The organism is Streptomyces sp. NPDC025638 (assembly GCF_055558775.1).
This window is the reverse complement of record NZ_JBVHLX010000008.1, coordinates 272,012-292,257: the sequence shown is the minus strand read 5'-3', so window position 1 is coordinate 292,257 and position 20,246 is coordinate 272,012. Positions and strand designations below refer to the sequence as shown.

Annotated in this window: 23 protein-coding genes and 1 pseudogene; 9 read left to right on the top strand and 15 right to left on the bottom strand. The window is 71.5% G+C overall.

What is annotated here, in order from left to right; all coding sequences use genetic code 11:
• Nucleotides 1-44: 44 nt before the first annotated feature.
• Complete coding sequence (locus ACZ4EG_RS22530) at nucleotides 45-1,280, bottom strand: exo-beta-N-acetylmuramidase NamZ family protein (RefSeq protein ID WP_467791817.1); 1,236 nt, start codon at nucleotides 1,278-1,280, stop codon at nucleotides 45-47.
• A gap of 135 nt (nucleotides 1,281-1,415) precedes the next feature.
• Between ACZ4EG_RS22530 and ACZ4EG_RS22525 the strand changes: the two genes are divergently transcribed.
• From ACZ4EG_RS22525 to ACZ4EG_RS22515, 3 genes are read left to right on the top strand one after another with little or no spacing between them, the layout of a single operon-like run.
• Nucleotides 1,416-2,180 (top strand): SDR family oxidoreductase, encoded by a 765-nt coding sequence (locus ACZ4EG_RS22525; RefSeq protein ID WP_467791816.1) that lies wholly within the window; start codon nucleotides 1,416-1,418, stop codon nucleotides 2,178-2,180.
• Nucleotides 2,177-3,844: a class I adenylate-forming enzyme family protein gene (locus ACZ4EG_RS22520; RefSeq protein ID WP_467791815.1), complete on the top strand. Its 1,668-nt coding sequence runs from the start codon at nucleotides 2,177-2,179 to the stop codon at nucleotides 3,842-3,844. Before ACZ4EG_RS22525 ends, ACZ4EG_RS22520 begins: the two co-directional genes overlap by 4 nt.
• A gap of 27 nt (nucleotides 3,845-3,871) precedes the next feature.
• Entirely contained in the window at nucleotides 3,872-4,465 is a 594-nt protein-coding gene (locus ACZ4EG_RS22515; RefSeq protein WP_453549878.1) for a TetR/AcrR family transcriptional regulator, read from the top strand.
• A 142-nt stretch (nucleotides 4,466-4,607) separates the two neighbouring features.
• Here the strand turns inward: ACZ4EG_RS22515 and ACZ4EG_RS22510 are convergent, their stop codons facing one another.
• The 3 genes from ACZ4EG_RS22510 to ACZ4EG_RS22500 form a co-directional block, all read right to left on the bottom strand.
• Nucleotides 4,608-5,819: an acyl-CoA dehydrogenase family protein gene (locus tag ACZ4EG_RS22510; RefSeq protein WP_390711025.1), complete on the bottom strand. Its 1,212-nt coding sequence runs from the start codon at nucleotides 5,817-5,819 to the stop codon at nucleotides 4,608-4,610.
• Nucleotides 5,820-5,824: 5 nt separating this feature from the next.
• On the bottom strand, nucleotides 5,825-6,847 hold the full coding sequence (locus ACZ4EG_RS22505) for a phosphotransferase family protein (protein ID WP_467791814.1): 1,023 nt from the start codon (nucleotides 6,845-6,847) through the stop codon (nucleotides 5,825-5,827).
• Nucleotides 6,848-7,004: 157 nt separating this feature from the next.
• Nucleotides 7,005-7,304, bottom strand: a complete 300-nt coding sequence (locus ACZ4EG_RS22500) for a hypothetical protein (protein WP_390711023.1) — start codon at nucleotides 7,302-7,304, stop codon at nucleotides 7,005-7,007.
• Between the two features lie 136 nt (nucleotides 7,305-7,440).
• On the opposite strand from ACZ4EG_RS22500, the gene ACZ4EG_RS22495 reads away from it, so the two are divergent.
• Entirely contained in the window at nucleotides 7,441-8,388 is a 948-nt protein-coding gene (locus ACZ4EG_RS22495) for an NADP-dependent oxidoreductase (protein WP_467791813.1), read from the top strand.
• Nucleotides 8,389-8,397: 9 nt separating this feature from the next.
• On the opposite strand, the gene ACZ4EG_RS22490 is transcribed toward ACZ4EG_RS22495, so the two are convergent.
• The 4 genes from ACZ4EG_RS22490 to ACZ4EG_RS22475 are packed head-to-tail and all read right to left on the bottom strand — an operon-like array spanning nucleotide 8,398 to nucleotide 10,579.
• Nucleotides 8,398-8,709 carry a DUF202 domain-containing protein gene (locus tag ACZ4EG_RS22490; RefSeq protein WP_453549870.1) on the bottom strand — a complete coding sequence of 104 codons (312 nt, stop codon included), beginning with the start codon at nucleotides 8,707-8,709 and terminating at the stop codon, nucleotides 8,398-8,400.
• Complete coding sequence (locus ACZ4EG_RS22485) at nucleotides 8,706-9,098, bottom strand: YidH family protein (RefSeq protein ID WP_453549868.1); 393 nt, start codon at nucleotides 9,096-9,098, stop codon at nucleotides 8,706-8,708. Before ACZ4EG_RS22485 ends, ACZ4EG_RS22490 begins: the two co-directional genes overlap by 4 nt.
• Before the next feature lie 10 nt (nucleotides 9,099-9,108).
• Complete coding sequence (locus ACZ4EG_RS22480) at nucleotides 9,109-9,636, bottom strand: NUDIX hydrolase (RefSeq protein ID WP_467791812.1); 528 nt, start codon at nucleotides 9,634-9,636, stop codon at nucleotides 9,109-9,111.
• A gap of 49 nt (nucleotides 9,637-9,685) precedes the next feature.
• Nucleotides 9,686-10,579 carry a DMT family transporter gene (locus ACZ4EG_RS22475; RefSeq protein WP_467791811.1) on the bottom strand — a complete coding sequence of 298 codons (894 nt, stop codon included), beginning with the start codon at nucleotides 10,577-10,579 and terminating at the stop codon, nucleotides 9,686-9,688.
• Nucleotides 10,580-10,928: 349 nt separating this feature from the next.
• Between ACZ4EG_RS22475 and ACZ4EG_RS22470 the strand changes: the two genes are divergently transcribed.
• The 3 genes from ACZ4EG_RS22470 (at nucleotide 10,929) to ACZ4EG_RS22460 (ending at nucleotide 13,428) form a co-directional block, all read left to right on the top strand.
• Nucleotides 10,929-11,957, top strand: a complete 1,029-nt coding sequence (locus ACZ4EG_RS22470; RefSeq protein ID WP_467791810.1) for a hypothetical protein — start codon at nucleotides 10,929-10,931, stop codon at nucleotides 11,955-11,957.
• A gap of 102 nt (nucleotides 11,958-12,059) precedes the next feature.
• Nucleotides 12,060-12,818: a molybdopterin-dependent oxidoreductase gene (locus ACZ4EG_RS22465; RefSeq protein WP_453549857.1), complete on the top strand. Its 759-nt coding sequence runs from the start codon at nucleotides 12,060-12,062 to the stop codon at nucleotides 12,816-12,818.
• Complete coding sequence (locus tag ACZ4EG_RS22460) at nucleotides 12,802-13,428, top strand: cytochrome b/b6 domain-containing protein (protein ID WP_467791809.1); 627 nt, start codon at nucleotides 12,802-12,804, stop codon at nucleotides 13,426-13,428. Before ACZ4EG_RS22465 ends, ACZ4EG_RS22460 begins: the two co-directional genes overlap by 17 nt.
• 45 nt (nucleotides 13,429-13,473) lie before the next feature.
• Here ACZ4EG_RS22460 and ACZ4EG_RS22455 read toward each other — a convergent pair whose 3' ends face one another.
• Entirely contained in the window at nucleotides 13,474-13,908 is a 435-nt protein-coding gene (locus ACZ4EG_RS22455) for an imine reductase family protein (RefSeq protein ID WP_467791880.1), read from the bottom strand.
• Nucleotides 13,885-14,325, bottom strand: a pseudogene (locus tag ACZ4EG_RS22450) (NAD(P)-dependent oxidoreductase); the annotation flags it as partial. The gene ACZ4EG_RS22455 and the pseudogene ACZ4EG_RS22450, both read right to left, overlap by 24 nt.
• A gap of 98 nt (nucleotides 14,326-14,423) precedes the next feature.
• Here ACZ4EG_RS22450 and ACZ4EG_RS22445 point away from each other — a divergent pair.
• Nucleotides 14,424-14,774, top strand: a complete 351-nt coding sequence (locus ACZ4EG_RS22445) for a MerR family transcriptional regulator (RefSeq protein ID WP_467791808.1) — start codon at nucleotides 14,424-14,426, stop codon at nucleotides 14,772-14,774.
• 22 nt (nucleotides 14,775-14,796) lie between these two features.
• On the opposite strand, the gene ACZ4EG_RS22440 is transcribed toward ACZ4EG_RS22445, so the two are convergent.
• Nucleotides 14,797-16,194 (bottom strand): GntP family permease, encoded by a 1,398-nt coding sequence (locus ACZ4EG_RS22440; RefSeq protein WP_390731535.1) that lies wholly within the window; start codon nucleotides 16,192-16,194, stop codon nucleotides 14,797-14,799.
• 91 nt (nucleotides 16,195-16,285) lie between these two features.
• Nucleotides 16,286-16,804, bottom strand: a complete 519-nt coding sequence (locus tag ACZ4EG_RS22435) for a gluconokinase (RefSeq protein ID WP_453549846.1) — start codon at nucleotides 16,802-16,804, stop codon at nucleotides 16,286-16,288.
• Between the two features lie 150 nt (nucleotides 16,805-16,954).
• On the opposite strand from ACZ4EG_RS22435, the gene ACZ4EG_RS22430 reads away from it, so the two are divergent.
• Complete coding sequence (locus ACZ4EG_RS22430; RefSeq protein WP_363296655.1) at nucleotides 16,955-17,656, top strand: FadR/GntR family transcriptional regulator; 702 nt, start codon at nucleotides 16,955-16,957, stop codon at nucleotides 17,654-17,656.
• Nucleotides 17,657-17,659: 3 nt separating this feature from the next.
• Here ACZ4EG_RS22430 and ACZ4EG_RS22425 read toward each other — a convergent pair whose 3' ends face one another.
• Genes ACZ4EG_RS22425 through ACZ4EG_RS22415 form a run of 3 tightly spaced genes read right to left on the bottom strand, consistent with a single transcriptional unit; the run spans nucleotide 17,660 to nucleotide 20,179 of the window.
• On the bottom strand, nucleotides 17,660-18,031 hold the full coding sequence (locus ACZ4EG_RS22425; protein ID WP_467791879.1) for a YchJ family protein: 372 nt from the start codon (nucleotides 18,029-18,031) through the stop codon (nucleotides 17,660-17,662).
• Nucleotides 18,032-18,069: 38 nt separating this feature from the next.
• Nucleotides 18,070-18,774, bottom strand: coding sequence for a hypothetical protein (locus ACZ4EG_RS22420; protein WP_467791807.1), 705 nt, complete (start codon nucleotides 18,772-18,774; stop codon nucleotides 18,070-18,072).
• A 49-nt stretch (nucleotides 18,775-18,823) separates the two neighbouring features.
• Nucleotides 18,824-20,179, bottom strand: coding sequence for a M1 family metallopeptidase (locus ACZ4EG_RS22415; protein WP_467791806.1), 1,356 nt, complete (start codon nucleotides 20,177-20,179; stop codon nucleotides 18,824-18,826).
• Nucleotides 20,180-20,246 lie beyond the last annotated feature (67 nt).

Below are 20,246 nucleotides of genomic sequence, written 5' to 3'. Positions count from 1 at the left end.
GCGCATCGTCCCGCCGGGGGGCAAGAATGGCCATACGTCGCGGCTCACCTGTACAGCAGATATTCCTTTCGAATCCGCCGGAACGCCGCCAGCTCGTCCTGCCAGCCGGCGACCACCTCCTCCGCACTCGCGCCCGCGTCGATCGTCGTGCGCACCCGGGTGGACCCCGTGAGCTTGTCGATCCAGTTGTCGGACCGCCAACCGAAGCCGCTCCAGACCTTCTTGGAGGTCACCAGGAGCGCGATCCCGGTACGCACCGGGTCGTACGCGTCCCGGTCGTGCACATGGATCTGCACACCCCCGATCGTCTTGCCCTGGAACTTGGAGAAGGTGGGAGCGAAGTACGCCTCCCTGAACCGCACGCCCGGCAGCCCGAGTTCGTTCGCCGCGGCCGCCCAGCGCCCGTCGACGCCCTCCGCGCCCAGCAGTTCGAAGGGCCGCGTCGTGCCCCGCCCCTCGGAGAGGTTGGTCCCCTCGAAAAGACACGTCCCCGAGTAGACGAGAGCGGTGTCGGGCGTCGGCATGTTCGGGCTCGGCGGCACCCAGGGCAGCCCGGCGGCGTCGTAGAAGTCGGACCGCTTCCAGCCCGTCATCAGTACGGTCTCCAGCGCGACCGGCGCGCTCAGGAACTCCCCGTTGAACAGGCGCGCCAGCTCGGCCACCGTCATCCCGTGCGCCTGCGCGATCGGCTCACGCCCGACGAAGCTCGCGAACTCCTTGTGCAGCACCGGCCCTTGGGCGGACCGCCCGGTCACCGGGTTCGGCCGGTCGAGCACCACGAACCGCTTTCCCGCGAGCTGCGCCGCCTCCATGCAGTCGTACAGGGTCCAGATGTAGGTGTAGAAGCGCGCACCCGCGTCCTGGATGTCGAAGACGACCGTGTCGACGCCGGAGGCGGTGAAGACGTCCGCCAGCGGCCGGCCGCTCTTGAGGTAGGTGTCGTAGACCGGCAGCCCGGTCGCCGGGTCGTCGTAGCGCCCCTCGGAGCCGCCTGCCTGCGCGGTGCCGCGAAAGCCGTGCTCGGGGCCGAAGACGGCGGTCAGCCGCACGCGCGCGTCGGCATGCATCACATCCACGATGTGGTGTACGTCCTTGGCGACGCCGGTCGGGTTGGTGACGATGCCGATGCGCTGTCCTGCCAGCAGGGCGTACCCGTCGGCGGCGAGGCGTTCGAACCCGGTGCGCAGCCGCCCGTGGCGCTCGGCTCCGGCCGGCGTCGGTGCGGGCGGTACGGCCACCGCCGTGGCCGATGCCAGGAGACCTCGTCTTGACAGGCGCATGGTTGACCTCCGTAAGTGGGGCGGGTGCGGGCCGTCAGCGGTCCCTGAAGGTGTTCCAGTCACCCTTCCGCTTACACATACCGACTGGTTAGTCTGGCTCGGCAGAGCCGAGTCGCGTCGCTTCGAAGGAGACCGATGGTGGAAGCCGTGCAGGACGCGGGAGTGGTCGTCACCGGAGCGGGCCGGGGCATCGGGGCCGCGCTGGCCCGCCGGTTCGCCGCCGAGGGCGCCCGGGTCGTCGTCAACGACCTGGACGCGGCCAAGGCCGAGGCCGTCGCCGACGAGATTGGCCAGATCGCGGTCCCCGGCGACGCCTCCGCGATCATCGGCGCGGCCCGCGAGGCACTCGGCGGCACGGTCGACATCTACTGCGCCAACGCGGGCCTCGCCTCCGGCGGCTCCGAGGCGGCCGAGGAGTCGGTCTGGGCACGGGCCTGGGACGTCAACGTCATGGCGCATGTACGCGCCGCCCACGAACTCCTCCCGGCCTGGCTGGAACGCGGCAGCGGCCGCTTCGTCTCCACGGTCTCCGCCGCCGGCCTGCTCACCATGATCGGCGCCGCCCCCTACAGCGTCACCAAGCACGGCGCCTACTCCTTCGCCGAGTGGCTGTCGCTGACGTACCGCCATCGCGGCCTCAAGGTCCACGCGATCTGCCCGCAGGGCGTCCGCACCGATATGCTCGCCGCCACCGGCAGCGCGGGCGACCTGGTCCTCCAGCCCACCGCGATCGAGCCGGAGGACGTCGCGGACGCCCTCTTCAAGGGCATCGAGGACGACCGCTTCCTGATCCTGCCGCACCCCGAGGTCGCCGGGTACTACCAGGCGCGGGCCACCGACCCCGACCACTGGCTGACGAACATGAACCACATCCAGCAGAAGTGGGAGGCGACCAGGTGACCGAATCCCGCTATGCGGCCAAGCCCTGGCTGAGCCTCCTGAGCGACGTCCAGCGCGCCCCCGTCGCCCCGGCCGACTCGCTGGTGCACGCGCTGCGCCGCGCGGTCGGCGAGGCCCCGGACCGCGCCTTCCTGGCCTACTTCGACGGCCGTCTCAGCTACCGCGAGGTCGACGAGCTGAGCGACTCGGTCGCCGGTCATCTCGCCGCCCGCGGCCTGGAGCGCGGCGACCGGGTCGCCGTCCTGCTGCAGAACTCCCCGCACTTCGTGCTCGCCGTCCTGGGCGCCTGGAAGGCGGGAGCCACCGTCGTCCCGGTCAACCCGATGTACAAGTCGGCGGAGGTCGCCCATGTCCTGCGGGACGGCGAGGTGGCCGCGCTGATCTGCTCCGACCGGGCCTGGGAGTCGTATCTGCGCGAGACGGCCGCCGCGTCGCCGGTGCGCATCGTGCTCACCGGCTGCGAGCTGGACTTCCAGACCCGCGACGACGCGCGCGTGCTGACCTTCGAGCGGCTGCCCCCGGCCGCCGACGCCGACGACCTCGTCACCGTCGCCCGGCAGGGCGGCACGGCACCCGAGGGACGGGACCCCGGCCCCGCCGACATCGCCCTGATCAGCTACACCTCGGGCACCAGCGGCACCCCCAAGGGCGCCACCAACACGCACGGCAACATCATGTTCAGCGCCGAGCGGCAGCGCACCGGCCTGGCCCTGCCCGAGGGGCCGGTCTACTACGCCCTCGCGCCCCTGTTCCACATCACCGGGATGGTCTGCCAGTTCGGCGCCTGCCTCAACAGCGCGGGCACGCTGGTGCTCGCCTACCGCTTCGAGCCCGGCCTGGTCCTGGACATGTTCGCCGAGCACCGCCCGCACTACACGGTCGGCCCGTCCACCGCCTACATGGCGCTCGCCGCCCACCCGGACAGCACCCCGGAGCACTTCGCCTCCTTCGTGAACCTCTCCTCGGGCGGCGCCCCGGTGCCGCCCGCCCTGGTCGAGAAGTTCCGGGCCGGCTTCGGCCCGTACATCCGCACCGGCTACGGGCTCACCGAGTGCAGCGGGCCCTGCGCCTCCGTGCCGCCGGGCCTCGAGGCGCCCGTGGACCCGGTCTCCGGGACCCTGGCCGTGGGCGTGCCGGGCCCGGACTCGGTCGTCCGCATCGTCGACGACCAGGGCGCCGAGGTCCCCTTCGGCGAACAGGGCGAGATCGTCGTACGCGGCCCGCAGGTCGTGCCCGGCTACTGGCGGCGGCCCGAGGCGACCGCCGAGACCTTCCCGGACGGCGAGTTGCGCACCGGCGACATCGGGTTCATGGACGAACAGGGCTGGGTGTACGTCGTCGACCGCAAGAAGGACATGATCAACGCGTCCGGCTTCAAGGTGTGGCCGCGCGAGGTCGAGGACGTGCTGTACACGCACCCGGCGGTGCGCGAGGCGGCCGTCGTCGGGGTGCCGGACGGGTACCGCGGGGAGACCGTCAAGGCCTACATCAGCCTCCGTCCGGGTGCCGAAACCGACCCCGACGCACTTGCCGTCTACTGCAAGGAGAGACTGGCGGCCTACAAATACCCGCGTCAGGTGGAGATCCTGCCCGACTTGCCCAAGACCGCAAGTGGGAAGATCCTCCGTCGGGAACTTCGTTCCCGAGCGCACGAAAGCCGGTGAGGCATGACGGAAAGGCAGGTGGCGGCAGTGGCCAGGACGACGGACGGGGACGGGGCTCCTGTTCCGCAGCGGCTCCTTGCCGCCGCCACCCGGCTCTTCGCCGAGCAGGGCTACGACCGCACCTCGGTGCAGGAGATCGTCGAGGCGGCGGGCGTCACCAAGGGGGCGCTGTACCACTACTTCGGGTCCAAGGACGACCTGCTGCACGAGGTGTACGCGCGCGTGCTGCGCGTCCAGCAGGAGCGGCTCGACGCCTTCGCGGGCGCGGACGAACCGGTGGAGAAGCGGCTGCGCGCCGCCGCGGCGGACGTGGTCGTCACGACGATCGAGAACCTCGACGACGCGATGATCTTCTTCCGCTCGATGCACCATCTGAGCCCTGAGAAGAACAAGCAGGTGCGCGCCGAGCGCCGGCGCTACCACGAACGCTTCCGTGCGCTCATCGAGGAGGGCCAGCAGGAGGGCGTCTTCTCCAAGGCGACCCCGGCCGACCTCGTCGTCGACTACCACTTCGGCTCGGTCCACCACCTGTCGACCTGGTACCGCCCCAACGGCCCCCTGACCCCCCAGGAGGTCGCCGACCACCTGGCGGACCTCCTGCTGCGCGCGCTGCGGCCGTAGCGGTCGACGAGGACAGACGAGGACAGACGAGGACAACGGCGAGCACGCACGAGCACATCAGCGAGCACACATGAGGGGCGGCCGCCACGGGCGGCCGCCACGGGCGGCCGCCCCTCACCTGTTGGTCACAGGTACGTCTTGCTCAGAGGTACTTCTTCAGCTCGCGGCGTGCCAGTGAGCGCTGGTGGACCTCGTCCGGGCCGTCGGCGATCATCAGGGTGCGGGCCGCCGCGTACAGCTCGGCCAGCGGGAAGTCCTGACTGACGCCGCCCGCGCCGTGCAGCTGGATCGCGCGGTCGATGATGTCGACGACCGTACGGGGCGTGGCGATCTTGATGGCCTGGATCTCCGTGTGGGCGCCCCTGTTGCCGACCGTGTCCATCAGCCAGGCCGTCTTCAGGACCAGCAGCCGCAGCTGTTCGACCGCGACCCGGGCGTCCGCGATCCAGTTGTGGACCACGCCCTGCTGGGCCAGCGCCTTGCCGAAGGCGGTGCGGGACACGGCCCGGCGGCACATCAGCTCGATCGCCCGCTCGGCCATGCCGATCAGCCGCATGCAGTGGTGGATGCGGCCCGGACCGAGGCGCGCCTGGGCGATCGCGAAGCCGCCGCCCTCCTCGCCGATCAGGTTGGACACCGGCACGCGCGCGTGATCGAAGACGACCTCGGCGTGGCCGCCGTGCGAGTGGTCCTCGTAGCCGAAGACCTGCATCGCCCGCTCGACGGTGACACCCGGGGTGTCGCGCGGGACCAGGACCATGGACTGCTGACGGCGGATGTCCGGCCCGTCGGGGTCGGTCTTGCCCATCACGATGAAGATCTTGCAGTCCGGGTTCATCGCCCCGGAGATGTACCACTTGCGCCCGGTGATGACGTACTCGTCGCCGTCCCGCTCTATGAGCGTGGTGATGTTGGTGGCGTCCGAGGAGGCCACCTCCGGCTCGGTCATCGCGAACGCCGAGCGGATCTCACCCGCCAGCAGCGGCTCCAGCCACTGCTTCTTCTGCCGCTCGTCACCGAACTGCGCGAGCACCTCCATGTTGCCGGTGTCGGGCGCGGCGCAGTTGGTGGCGGTGGGCGCCAGGTGCGGCGAGCGGCCGGTGATCTCGGCCAGCGGGGCGTACTGGAGGTTGGTGAGTCCCGCGCCGTGCTCGTCCGGGAGGAAGAGGTTCCACAGGCCCTGCCTGCGCGCCTCCGCCTTCAGCTCCTCCACCACGGCGGGCGTGTCCCAGGGCGACGCCAGCCGCGCGCGCTGCTCCTCCGCCACCGCCTCCGCCGGGTAGACGTACTCGTCCATGAAAGCGAGCAGCTTGCCGCGCAGCTCCTCGGTGCGCGCGTCGAACGCGAAGTCCATGCCGGTCAGCCTTCCTGAAGAGTGGTCAGTCCGTGGTCGATGAAGACGGGCACGAGGTCGCCGATGCGGTCGAAGCCGCGCCCGACCGTCTGGCCCAGCGTGTAGCGGTAGTGGATGCCCTCCAGGATCACGGCGAGCTTGAACCAGGCGAAGGCCGTGTACCAGGAGACGGCGGAGACGTCCCGCCCGGAACGCGTGGCGTAGCGCTCGATCAGCTCGGCCGGAGTGGGGTGCCCGGCGGCCTCGGCGGTGGTGGAGACGGGCGATCCGGGCATGCTCAGCGGCATGCTGTACATCACCAGCAGGCCCAGGTCGGTGAGCGGATCGCCGAGGGTCGACATCTCCCAGTCGAGGATCGCCTTGATCCTGTCGTCGGACCCGATGAGGACGTTGTCGAGCCGGTAGTCGCCATGCACCACGGCGGGCGCGGGGGAGTGCGGCAGCTGCCGTCCGAGCGCCGCGTGCAGCTCGTCGATGCCGGCCAGCTCGCGGTTGCGGGAGGCGTCCAGCTGCTTGCCCCAGCGGCGCAGCTGGCGGTCCAGGAAGCCCTCGGGACGGCCGAAGTCCGCCAGGCCCACCTCGGCGGGGTCCACCGCGTGCAGCTCGACCAGGGTGTCGACCAGGGAGAGCACCGCGTTGCGGGTGCGCTCGGGACCCAGCGGCGCGAGCTGGTCGGCGGTGCGGTACGGCGTGCCCTCGACGAACTCCATGACGTAGAAGGGCGCCCCGAGCACCTCCTCGTCCTCGCACAGCAGCACCGGACGCGGCACCGGCACATTCGTCGGGTGCAGCGCGCTGATCACCCGGTACTCGCGCTTCATGTCGTGCGCGGTGGCCAGGACGTGGCCGAGCGGGGGACGCCGTACGACCCACTTCGACGTGCCGTCGGAGAGCGCGTAGGTGAGGTTCGACCGTCCGCCCTCGATCAGCCGGCCTGTCAGGGGGCCGTCCACCAGACCGGGCCGTTCACGGTCGAGCAGGCCGCGCAGCCGGTCCAGGTCGAGTCCGGGCGGGTGGTCGGGGCTCATACATCGCTCCTACGAACGGATTTACAGGACCCGACTCATGATGCCGACCGGTCGGTATGCCGTCCAGTGGGGGAGCCAAAAGTGATCGGTGCCACGATAGGCGGACGGCTCCCGGCGCAGGACGCGTGGGAGCCGCCGACCGTCGGATTCCGGCCCCTCAGTGGTCGTCCCAGTGGCCGTCGTGCTCGGCGTGCCGGTGGCCGTCGTGCAGATAGTCGACATGGTCGCCGTGTCGCACACGCCCGTGTCCGCAGCCCGCGCCGTGCTGGTGGTCGTGATCCTCGTGTGTGACGTGCCCGGTGGGCTCGCACTCGTCCCAGTGCTCGTCGTGCTCGCGGTGCAGATGCCCGTCGTGCGCGTAGTCGAGGTGGTCGCCGTGCGGAACGGCTGTGTGCCCGCAGCCCGGGCCGTGGACGTGGGTGCCGTGGGCGGTGTGTTCCTGGTGAAGGGTGGTCATGGGTGCTCACCTTCGGTGGTACGGGGTGATGACGTCGGTGGTATGAGGTGATGACGTCGGACAGGCTGCCACGCGAACGGCACATATCGGGGCATCCCGGTTGCGTGGCGCCCGACTACCCCAGAGGGTCGGTGCCATGAAGGGCATCAGCTACAGCCGGTACGGCGGACCCGAGGTGCTCGAGTACGGCGACGTGCGCGACCCGAAGGTCGGTCCCGACTCGGTGCTGGTGAAGGTGCGCGCGGCGGCCGTCAACCCCGTCGACTGGAAGTGCCGCGAGGGCCACCTGGACGGCGTCCTGGACACCGTCTTCCCGGTGATCCCCGGCTGGGACGTCTCCGGGGTCGTCGTGCAGCCCGGCGTCGCCGTCACGGAGTTCACCGTCGGCGACGAGGTCGTCGGCTACGTCCGGGAGGACTTCCTCTCCCGCGGCACCTTCGCCGAGTACGTCGCCGCGCCGGTGCGCACCCTCGCCCGCAAGCCGCGCAACGTGTCCTTCGAGGAGGCGGCCGGACTGCCGCTGGCCGGGCTCACCGCCTACCAGTCGCTCGTCAAGGTCCTGGAGGTCAAGCGGGGCGAGACCGTCCTGGTGCACGCGGCCGCGGGCGGGGTCGGCTCGATGGCCGTCCAGATCGCGGCCCGCCTCGGCGCCCGGGTCATCGGTACGGCGAGCGAGCACAACCACGACTTCGTGCGCGGCCTGGGCGGCGAACCGGTCGTCTACGGCGGTGGCCTGGCCGAGCGGGTGCGCGGGCTGGCGCCCGAGGGGGTGGACGCGGCGCTCGACACCATCGGCGGCGACACGTTGCGGATCTCGGCCAACCTGCTCGCGCCCGAGGGCCGCCTGGTGTCGATCGCCGACCCCGAGGTGCTGAGCTACGGCGGCCGCTACCACTTCGTGCGCCCCGACGCGGCGGACCTGCGCAAGCTGTCCGAGCTGGTCGAACAGGGGGCGGTGACCGTGCATGTGTCCGAGACCCTGCCGCTGGAGCGGGCGGCGGACGCCCACCGCATGAACCAGGAGGGCCGGACCCGCGGCAAGATCGTGGTGACGGTGGACTGGGAGGCGGAGGCGGAGGCGTAAGGGACCCGCCTAGAAGACGAGCACCGCCGCGCACACCGCCGTCGCCACGATGCACAGCACCGCCACCGTGGCCTCCGGAGGTGTCAGGGCCGCGGGACGGCCGGAGGCCGCGAGGGCGCGGATACGGCGATGGGCGGCCCAGACGAAGCCCAGCCAGAGGGCACCGCACAGGGCGCACACGACGAGCGCGGTGGCCGTCACCCCGCCGTGCACGGCGTTCCGCAGCGCGAGCACGGCGGCGACGGCGTACGACAGCGTCGTACGGCGCCAGGCGAGCCTCGTCCGCTCCGGCTGCAGCCCCGGGTCCCGGTCGGTACTCACCCCTCCCACCCGACGAGTACGACGACGACCATCGCCACCGCCACCACCGCGATGACCAGGCTCAGCAGCGCCGGGAAGCGCGACACCGGCAGATCCTCGCCCCTGCGCATGGCACGCTCGCAGCGCACCCAGTGGTTGACCGCGCGCAGCGAGCACAGCACCCCGGCCCCCAGCAGCGCGAGCGCCAGCCCGACGCGCCAGCCCCAGCGCAGGTCCGGCAGGAACTGGTCCACGGCGAACCCGCCGCCGATCAGCGCGAGCGCGGTCCGCAGCCAGGCCAGGAAGGTGCGCTCGTTGGCCAGGGAGAACCGGTAGTCCGGGGTGCTGCCCTCTTCCCGAACCAGGTCCGGCGCGAACCACAGGCGGACGTTCCGCAGGAATTCGATCACGGCCAGGACCCTATCGAGCTGTGTCCCCGGCCGTCCGGTAGGTCTTGAGCCGCTCATGGGCCGACACCCCGTCCGGCACCCACTCCCACTCCCCGAGGCGCCGTTCCAGCTCTTCCTCGGTGAGGAAGTCGTGCCAGGCGACCTCCTCCACCTGCGGCCGTACCGGAAGGTCGCAGCGCACCTCGTACACCGCGGACCACCAGGTCCGGCCCGCCTCGTCGGCGTACAGGAACTTGAAGAGGAAGGTCGGGCGCGGGAGGCCGGACACCCCCAGTTCCTCCTCGGCCTCGCGCAGGGCCGCGTCGTCGTAGGACTCGCCCGCGCCGACGACTCCGCCGACGAACATGTCGTACAGGGAGGGGAAGACCAGCTTGGTCGGTGTGCGGCGGTGCACGAAGATCCGGCCCTCACGGTCACGGACCTGGATGAAGGCGCAGCGGTGGCGCAGCTTGCGGGCGTACGCCTCGCCGCGCGGGTACTGCCCGATGACCTGGTCCTTCTCGTCGACGATGTCGAGGATCTCGTCAGCAGCGCTCATGGGCCCATCCAATCAGGGGCCGCGACCCGGCCGGGCCGGGCGGTGGGGGTCAGTGCGGCTGCAGGTCCCGGGCCGTGCTCTCCTCCGCCGTGCCGCGCGGCATCGCCGGGTGCAGGCCGAGCAGGACGATGCCCACCACCACGGCCGCGAGGCCCGCCGCCTCCCAGGCCAGTGCCCCGGTGTCGGTGCGCAACCGGTCGCCGAGGAAGCCCACTCCGCACAGGATCCCGGCGAGCGGCTGGGCGGCGGTCAGGGCGGGCAGCGACATGCGCAGCGGCGCGGTCTCGAACGCGCTCTGCACCAGGATCAGCCCGGTGACACCGAGCACGAGCACACCGTACGGCTGCCAGCCGGTGAGTACGTCGGTGAGGCCGCCCGCGCCGAAGCGCTGCCCGCTCACCCGGGTCAGCGCGTCCTGTACGCCGTACAGCAGGCCGGCCGCGAGGGCCAGCAGCACCGGGGCCCAGGTCAGCCGGGAGCGCTTGGCGTAGGTGGTCAGGATCAGTGCCGAGCCCAGCATGATGCCGATGATCAGCCAGTGGCGGAACGGGCTGTCGACGGCGGTGCCGCTGCGCGGCTGCCCCGCGAGGATGAACATCGTCACGCCGCCCGCGAGCAGTGCGAGGCCCGTCGCGCCCTGGTGGCTGAGCTTGTGCTTGGTCTGGTGCCGGGAGAGGGCGAAGGCGAACAGGAGGTTGGTCGCCAGCAGCGGCTCCACGAGGGAGATCTCACCCTTGCCGAGTGCGACCGCACCCAGGATCATGCCGGCCACCATCAGCCCGATGCCGCCCAGCCAGCGCGGCACCTTCATCAGGTCGAGCAGCAGACGGGGCGAGAGGAAGTCGCTGAGCGGTGCCTGCTGGGCGGCGTTCTGCTGGAGCACGAACCCGAAGCCCAGGCAACAGGCCGCGCTCACGGCGAGAATCAGAACCAGAACCGACACGCTGCGTACCTCGATCATCCGGCCGGGCCACGGTGTGCGTCAGTGGCCGACTGTAGCGCTCCCGGGACGCCGTTGCCCCTGGGAGTGCCCGGAACCGGGCGGTTGAATCGGTCACGATGCCCAGTCGATCAAGGCGGGATCGCGGGCGGCGGCGGGACCGTACGGCCATGGTCCGACGCCCGGAGGGGCGACGCTATGGCGTACGCCACACGGGTGACCTGAGGCGCAGCGCTCACGGGCGGCCGCGACCGCCTCAAGTTCCGCTTTCGCAAAGGTAGTTGAAGGCAGTATTAGCCGGTTCGGCTTGACGCAAAGTGTTGGCTGAGGGTTTGCTGTGCGTGATCGGTCGATGGCAGTCCGAGAACCAGGAAGTCCAGCGGTGCCCCCACCCCCATACCCGCCTCTGCTCGGCCCCGGCCGTGAACGCACGGCCCATGCGTTCGACGGCGCCCTCGGCGACTCCGAACTGGTCGTCGCGCGCACCGCTCTGGTCCAGGGCCGTCGGCAGGCGGTCCGCTCGTTGCTGCTGCACACCGGCGACGACTGGGACCGCCGCGGACACCGGATCACCGTCCTTGCCCGGGAGCCCTACGCCGCCGCCTGGGCCCGCGACTGGCTGTTCGCCGAGCCCGGCTCCGCCGACGCCTCCGTACTGCTCGCTCTGAGCCTGGTGCGGCGCGCCCGGTGCCGCAAGGAGGACCCCACCGCGGCCCGCGAGGCCTGCCGTGCCGCGGCCGCACTCGCGCCCGCCGACCCGACCCCGTGGCTCGGCCTGCTCCGGCTGGAGCGCGCCGGGAAGGAGGCGGACCGGATCTTCGCCGAGGTGTGCCGGCGCCACCCCGACCACCACCACGCCCATCATCTGATGGCCGCCCGCCTCGCCGAGCGGCAGGCCGAGGACGGCCCGGACCCACGGCACGAGGTGTACGACTTCGCCGACCGCGCGGCCGAGCGGGCACCCGCCGACTCCCCGCTCGCCGTCCTGCCGGTCGTCGCGCACACCGAGCGCTACCGGGCCCTGGCCGCGACCGGACGCGCGCCCGCCGACCCGGCCGCCTCCGGGCACTGGACGGGGCGACGGGCCCGGCGTGTGCTGCGGGCCGCCTTCCAGTGGTGGCTGGAGTGGGAGCACGACGACCACCCGCGCCGCCATGTCGACCTGAACTTCCTCGCCCACGCCATGTCCTGCGCGGGCCGGGGCGCCGAGGCCGCCGCGCTGTTCCGGGGCATCGGCCGGCACGTCACTCCCGCGCCCTGGTCGTATCCGGACCGGGACCCGTGCGCCGCCTTCCGCGCGGCACGGGCCCGCGCGCTCGGCACGGCCCAGGACACCGTCTCCCGGCAGGGCGCCTTCCGGGACGTGTACCTGCATTTCTGAGACGTGTGTGCGTACGAGACGCGCGTAAGAAGTGATTACGGAAGTCTGACCTGTGCCCGCGTTCCCTGGTCCCGCCGGGGCCCGGAGTGCTCGAATGAATACGTGAACTCCGAACAACCCGAGGAGCGGCCGCGGCAACCCGAGCGGCGGGCGTCCGAGGAGGGCCGGCCGATAGGCCGCCGCGTGCTGCTCGGCACCATCGGCCTGGGCGCACTCGGCGTGGTCACCGCCCCCACCCTGCAGCGCGGCATGGAGGCCTTCCTCGGCACCGTGTCCGGCAAGGACCCCACGGGCCTGACGGGCCTGCTGCCGAACGGCGGCGGGTTCCGCTACTACTCGGTCGCCGCGTCCGTGCCGCACAAGGGCCCCGTGAACTACCGCCTCACGATCGACGGACTCGTGGACCACCCGCGTAGCTACACCCTCGCCGACCTGCGCGCCCTGCCCCAGACCCGGCTGGTCAAGGACGTCCAGTGCGTCACCGGCTGGCGGGTCCCGGGCACCCCCTTCGAGGGCGTACGGCTCTCGGACCTGCTGGACGCGGCGGGCGTGCGCGGCAGCGGCAAGGCGATCCGCTTCACCTGCTTCGACGGCGTCTACAGCGAGAGCCTCACCCTCGAACAGGCCCGCCGCGCCGATGTGCTGGTCGCCCTGCGCATGCAGGACAAGGACATCGGCCACGACCACGGCGGACCCGTCCGCCTCTACGTCGCCCCCATGTACTTCTACAAGTCCGCCAAATGGCTCTCCGGCATCACCGTGACGGACCACGTCCAGCCGGGCTACTGGGAGAAGCTCGGCTACGACGTCGACGCCTGGGTGGGCCGCTCGAACGGACGGACCGATGAGCCTACGAGCTGAGACGCCGGCCCCGCCGGACTCCCGCGTCCGCCGCTTCACTCCGGCCGAGCGCTGGATCCACCGCACCACGGCCGCCCTGATGGGCATCGTCGTGCTGACCGCGGCCTTCCTCTACATCCCGCAGCTCGCCGTCCTGGTCGGCCGCCGCGAACTGGTCGTCCGCATCCACGAGTGCGCGGGCCTGGCCCTGCCCGTGCCGGTCCTGCTCGGCCTCGCCTCCCGTGCCTTCCGCACCGACCTGGGCTTCCTCAACCGGTTCGGCCCGCACGACCGGCTCTGGCTGCGGGCGGCCCTGGTCCGCGACAAGCGGCGCTCCTCCCGCCCGGCCGGCAAGTTCAACGCCGGGCAGAAGGTGTACGCCGCGTGGATCGCCGGCGCCACGGTGGTGATGCTCGCCACGGGCCTGATGATGTGGTTCACCCATCTCACCCCGCTCATGTGGCGCACCTCGGCGACCTTCGTCCACGACTGGCTGGCCCTCACCATCGGCGTTGTCCTCGCGGGCCACATCGGCATGGCCCTGGCCGACCCGGAGGCCCGCCGTGGGTTGCGCACCGGCAGGGTGAGCCGGGAGTGGGCGAAGCGGGAGCATCCGCTGTGGCGGCCCTGAACACGGTCGCCGAGCGGCGGCTCCGGACGCGGTGATCGGCCACCGTCAGACCGGTTCGTCGCTCTTCAGGACCGTGGCCAGGCGTGCCGGCCCTGCTGTCCCGTGACCGGCGGCGACGGCCCGGCCGGCGGCGCGCTTGGCCGCGCTCAGTGCGCCGGTGTCGAGGCCGCGGTCGGCGGCCGCTTCGACGAGATGTCCGAGTGTCGTCGCGGCCGCCCCGATCGTGGAACGTTCCCCGGGGAAGTCGCCCGCCTCCAGCTGCCCGGCGAACCGGGTGACCATCTCGGGCAGCAGCCCGCCGACGCCCGCCGCGAAGGGTTCCGGCTCCCGCGGCGCGACCCCCTCCGCCGAGCCGAGGGCGGAGGCGTGCGCGACACCGTGCACCGCGGTGGCGAACAGATCGAGCAGCGCGACCTCGTGAGCCGCCGCCCGCCCGGGATCCTCGCCGACGTGGACCTGGGTGCCCCCGAGCGCGGCCATGGTGTCCCGCACGGCCTCGTGCACGTCGGGCGCCCCGCTGTACAGCACCGCGGCCGACGGGGTGCCCATGGCCGGGGTCGGGGTGAGGATCGCGCCGTCCAGGTAGCGGATGCCGTGCCCGGCGGCCCACTGCGCCAGGGCGCGCGCCTGAGCGGGCCGCCCGCTGGAGAGGTTGACCAGGACGCGTCCGGTCCAGTCGGCCGGCGGCGGGTCGAGGACGGCCCGTACGGCGGCGTAGTCCAGGAGACAGGCGACGATCACCCGCCCGCCCCGCACCGCCTCCGCGACCCCGCCGGCGACGACGGCTCCCCGTTCGGGGAGGTCGCCGGTCCGGCCGGGCGTGCGGTTCCACACGGTCAGCGGATGACCGGTCGTCAGGAAGGCGGAGGCCAGAGCCCGGCCCATGGGGCCGAGGCCGAGGACGGAGACAGGCGTCTAGGCGGTCGTATTCGTCATGCCGCGACGCTAGACATTCACGTTGACGTGAGAGTCAAGTCCCTGCTCGACTCGGCCCCATGAGAATCGGTGAGCTCTCCCGGCGCACCGGCGTGAGCCCGCGTGCCCTGCGCTACTACGAGGAGCAGGGTCTGCTGGCACCGCAGCGGCGGCCCAGCGGATACCGCGAGTACGAGGAGCGGGACGTCACGACGGTGCGGCGTGTCCAGGTCCTGCTCTCCGCGGGCCTCGGCACCGCCGCCATCGCGGAGATCGTGCCCTGCGTCGACGACCCCGATGTCGTCCTGGCCGGCAGGTGCCCCGAGCTCGTGGACGGCATCGCCAGGGAGCGGGCCAGGATCACGGCGGCGATCGACGACCTGACCGCCGCCCGCGACATCCTCGACTCCTTGGTGGGCCGCCCCCTGTAGGCCGGCGGATCCGGTGCGGCTCCTAGATCACGAGTGACAGGAGGAGGACCAGACCGCCCGCGACCACCGAGATGATGCACTCCATGACCGACCAGGTCTTCAGGTTCTGGCCGACGCTGAGGCCGAAGTACTCCTTCACCAGCCAGAATCCGGCGTCGTTGACATGGCTGAGGAAGAGCGATCCGGCGCCGATGGCCAGGACCAGCAGGGCCGCGTGGGTCGTCGACATGTCGGCGGCCAGCGGGGCCACGAGACCCGCCGCCGAGACGGTCGCCACCGTGGCCGAACCCGTCGCCAGCCGGATCGCCACCGCGATCAGCCAGGCCAGCAGCAGGGCCGGTATCGACCAGTCCTTGGAGATGTCCAGGATCATCTGACCGACACCGCTGTCGATCAGCGTCTGCTTGAAGCCGCCGCCCGCGCCGACGATGAGCAGGATGCCCGCGATGGGAGCGAGACCCTTCTCGACCGTCCGCGAGATCCGCTCCTTGCTGAACCCGGCCGGCCGGCCCAACGTGAACATGCCGACGATCACGGCCGTGAGCAGGGCGATCAGCGGCGAGCCGATGACGTCGAAGACGCGCTGCACCAGGTGTGTCGGATCGTCGACCACGATGTCCACCAGCGCCTTGGCCAGCATCAGGACGACCGGCAGCAGGATCGTGGCGAGGGTGACGCCGAAGCCGGGGCGCTTCTCCAGCTCCTCGGAGGGGCGCTGCGGGATCATGCGCTCCGGGGCCGGCACGTCCACCCACCGGGCAGCGACCTTGGAGAACAGCGGACCGGCGATGATCACGGTGGGTATCGCGACGAGGACGCCGAGCGCGAGCGTGACGCCCAGGTTGGCCTTGACCGCGTCGATCGCGACCAGCGGCCCGGGATGCGGCGGCACCAGGCCGTGCATCACGGACAGGCCCGCGAGCGCCGGGATGCCGATGCGCATCAGGGAGTAGTTGCCGCGCTTGGCGACCATCAGGACCACCGGGATCAGCAGCACGATGCCGACCTCGAAGAACAGTGGCAGACCGATCACGGAGGCGATCAGCACCATCGCCCACGGCATCGCCCGGCCACCCGCCCTGGCGAGGATCGTGTCGACGATCTGGTCCGCGCCGCCCGAGTCGGCGAGCAGCTTGCCGAGGATCGCGCCCAGCGCGATGAGCACACCGACGCCGGCGACCGTGGTGCCGAGCCCGGTGGTGAAACTGACGATCGCCTTGTCGAGCGGCGCCCCGGCGAACGCGCCCAGCGCCAGCGACCCGATGGTCAGCGCCAGGAAGGCATGGAGTTTGAACTTGGTGATGAGCAGGACGATGACGGCGATACCGGCCAGCACGGCGATGCCCAGCTGGGCGTGGCCGGCCGAGGTGATCGGCTCGACGGTGTCCGCTGCCAGCATCTCGACGCTGAGTCTGGTCACGGGGTTCCCTTGCAGATACGGGGGACGGGGGAGGGGTGTTGCTGCGGTGGGGGGTGCTGCCGCGGTGCGGCGGAGGTGCTGCCGCGGGGTGTTACCGCGGTGCGTCGGGAAGTGCGTCCAGCGCCTTGGCGGCCCGCTCGGTGATCTCCTCCGGGGACCCGGAGACATCCACGGCGACGCCCGCCTCGTCCGGCTGGAGCGGCTGGAGCGTGGCGAACTGGGAGTCCAGCAGCGCGGCCGGCATGAAGTGCCCCTGCCGGTGGGACATCCGGTCCTCGATGAGCTTCCGGTCGCCCGTGAGATGCACGAACACGATGCCGGGTGCCGTCGCCCTGAGCCGGTCGCGGTACGACCGCTTCAGCGCCGAGCTGCTGACCACCCCGCCGAGCCCGCGCCGCCCGTCCGCCCAGGCGCCGATGGCGTCGAGCCACGGCCACCTGTCCTCGTCGCCGAGCGGGATCCCGGCCGACATCTTGTCGATGTTGGCCTGCGGGTGGAAGTCGTCGCCCTCGGCGTACGGGACGCCGAGCCGGGCGGCGAGCAGGGGACCGATCGTGGTCTTGCCCGTGCCGGCGACGCCCATCACCACGACGACGTGCGGGGTACGCATCACTGCCTCGCTGTCTTCCTCGACAAGCGACGCCGGCGTCCGACATCCGGCGTCGGCCTCACTGAAACGCATTAGGTACGACGAATTCAAGAGTGTGTGATGTATAAGTCTGACTTTTTATCTCAGTGATCCACTCTGTACGCTGAGTGCATGAGCACACCGGGCCGGGGTCTGCACGGCCATGTACTGGACTCCCTCGGCCCCGCCATCACTGCCGGCGAGTACCCGCCGGGCAGCGTTCTGCGGACGGACGAGATGGCACAGCACTTCGAGGTGTCACGGTCGGTGATGCGCGAGGCGGTGCGTGTCCTGGAGTCCATGCACCTGGTCGAGTCCCGCCGCCGGGTGGGCGTGACGGTCCGCCCCAAGGCCGAGTGGAACGTCTACGACCCGCAGGTCATCCGCTGGCGTCTGGCGGGCGCCGACCGCCCGCACCAGTTGCGCTCGCTGACGGTGCTGCGCTCGGCGGTCGAACCGGTCGCGGCGGGCCTCGCGGCGAAGAACGCGACGGCGGAGCAGTGCGCCGAGCTCACCGAGTGCGCGCTCGGCATGGTGGCCAACTCACGCGGCCACAGGCTGGAGGGCTACCTCGTCCACGACATCGCCTTCCACCGGGTCATCCTCGCCGCCTCCGGCAACGAGATGTTCGCCCGCCTCGGGGACGTCGTCGCCGAGGTCCTCACGGGCCGTACCCACCACGAGATCATGTTCGAGGACCCCGACCCGGCCGCCGTCACCCTGCACGTCCAGGTCGCGGAGGCGGTGCGCGCGGGCGACGCGGCCCGCGCCGAACAGCTGACCCGGGAGATCACCACGGGCGCCCTCCAGGAACTGGACATCCTCGCGCCGTAGGGCCTACTCGCCGAGGAACTCCCCGTCGACATACACCCACACCCCGTCGACCCGCTCGAACCGGCTCCGCTCGTGCAGCGAGCCACCCCGGTAGGACGCCCGGAACGTCACGGTCCCGGTGCTGTGGAAGGCCGACCCCTCCGTCGCGCCCAGCACCTCGAGCCCGGTCCACATCATCGCCGGGTCGAGCTCCAACCGCGCCGGCCGGGTACGCGGATGCCACGTCCGCAGCAGATACCCACGGTCCCCCTTCACGAAGGCGCTGTACCGCGACCGCATCAGCGCCTCGGCGGTCGGCGCGGCCGCCCCACCGCAGTGATACCGCCCGCAGCACGTCTCATACGGCTCGGACCGACCACAGGGGCAGACGGACACGGACTTCACAGGACGGGCGGCACGTCGGGACACGGCCCCTATTGTGCCGTGTCGGAGAGCGGCAGACCGGCACGGGCCTCGGGGCCCTCCGGACGGGTCCCCAGCCGTGCACAGGCCACGATGCCCGGGTGTCCGGCTCCCGCCGGGGACGTGTCCTCCTGTGCGGGCGCCGCCTCGATGAACTGCACCAGAAGGGCGCCGGTGACCCGGGTGCCGATCTGTCGCACGAACGGGGCCGGGAGCACCCATTCGACACCCTGGTACAGCACGTCGTCGAGCATGCGGTGGGTCCGTTCGACGTACCATCCGGCCTCTGGGAGCTGCGGGGCACTGCGCAGCCGCAGATGCGTCGTGGCCGCGGCCAGGTGGCCGAGCATGGGAAGCCCGGTCACGGCCTCGCCCGCGACATCCAGCATCGGCCTCAGCGCCTGTACGTCCTCGGCCAGAGCTGTGCGCCACTCCTGCTCCTTCTGCACCGGCGGCAGGTGATATACGACGGCCTGGACGTCCTTGCACCGCCATCCGGCGACGGAAGGGAACAACAGCGTCACGCGCGTGTCCACCTGCATGTCACCCGTGTACCCGAAGGTCCACACGTACAGATACGCCGGGCATTCCGCGGCCGGTTCGGCCTCCGGGCTGAACAGCCTCCCCAGCGGCACCGGCACCGGTGCGGTCTCCCCCAAGACCTCGAGCCAGAACGTGCCGGAGTCGTCGGACCCCCGAGCCCACTGGGACACCATGACTGCTCAACCCCCCTGCGACAGCAACCCTGTTGGAGCGCACCCCAGCTCAGGCCGAGTCCGTCGTCCCCCGTGGTGCGGCCGGCGTCGGTAGCGGCGGCAGTGGCCCCCGGTGCAGCCAGGCCTCGAACAGGCCGTCCAGTGGTTCGTCCGCGAAGCGGGCCACGTGCGTGGTGAACATCGGCGTGGACACCACCCCGTTGCGGTGCAGCCGTACCCAGCTGCGCAGCATCAGGAAGAACGCGTCGTCGCCCAGCGCGCAGCGCACCGCGTGGATCGCCAGGCCGCCGCGCTCGTAGAGCCGGTCGTCGAACATCGACTTGCGGCCCGGGTCGGCCAGCCGGAGGTCCTGCGGCAGCGTGGACAGCAACCGGTGTGCCGTCGCGGCGAGTTGCTGCGTGCTGCGGCCGCCCGAGCGCTCCGACCACAGCCATTCCGCGTACTTGGCGAAGCCCTCGTTCAGCCAGATGTGCCGCCAGTCCGCGATGGACAGGCAGTTGCCGAACCACTGGTGCGCCAGCTCGTGCGCGATCAGCCGCTCCGAACCCCGCGCCCCGTCCACGTGGTTGGCGCCGAACAACGACAACCCCTGTGCCTCGACGGGCACATCGAGCTCCTCCTCGGTCACCGCGACCGCGTACTCGTCGAACGGGTACGGCCCGAACAGCTCCTGGAACAACTCCATCATCGCGGGCTGCCGCGCGAAGTCCCGCGAGAACTCCGGGAGCAACTGCGCCGGGATGTGCCCGTGCTGCGGAACCCCGCCCGGACCCGGGTCGCCCAGCAGCACCGTCTGGTACTTGCCGATCGCCAGCCCGACCAGATAGCTCGACGTGGGCGCGGACTGCTCGTACACCCAGGTGGTCGTCGAGGCCTTCGTCGTACGGGTCAGCAGACGCCCGCCCGCGACCACCGAGTACGCCGACGGCGTGGTCACCGAGATGAGATACGACGCCTTGTCGGCGGGCCGGTCGTTGCACGGGTACCAGGACGGCGCTCCGATCGGCTGGCTCGCCACCAGCGCCCCGTCGTCCAGCTCCTCCCAGCCGATCCCGCCCCAGGGGCTGGGCACCGGCCTGGGGTTGCCCGACCAGTGCACCTCGACGGTGAAGGCGGCCCCGGCCCGCAACGGCTTCGCCGGACGGATCCGCAGCCGGCCCGCGCGGTGCGTGTAGTGCGGCTGCCGGCCGTCCACCCGCACCCGGCCGATCTTGAAGTCGGCCAGGTTCAACTGGAATTCGGTGAGCGTCGAGCGCCCCGCGATGGCGTTGATCCGGACCGTCCCCGCCAGCCGGTTGGGGCCGGGACGGTAGTCCAGCGTGAGTTCGTAGCGATGCACCCGGTAGCGGGGATCACCGTTGTCCGGGAAGTACGGGTCCCGGCCCACTGACTGCTGAACTGCCACTGCCGCGTTCGCTCCCTGCACTGTGCCGCCACTCCGCTCCACCGGTGCACCGCCCACCGGCGCCGAG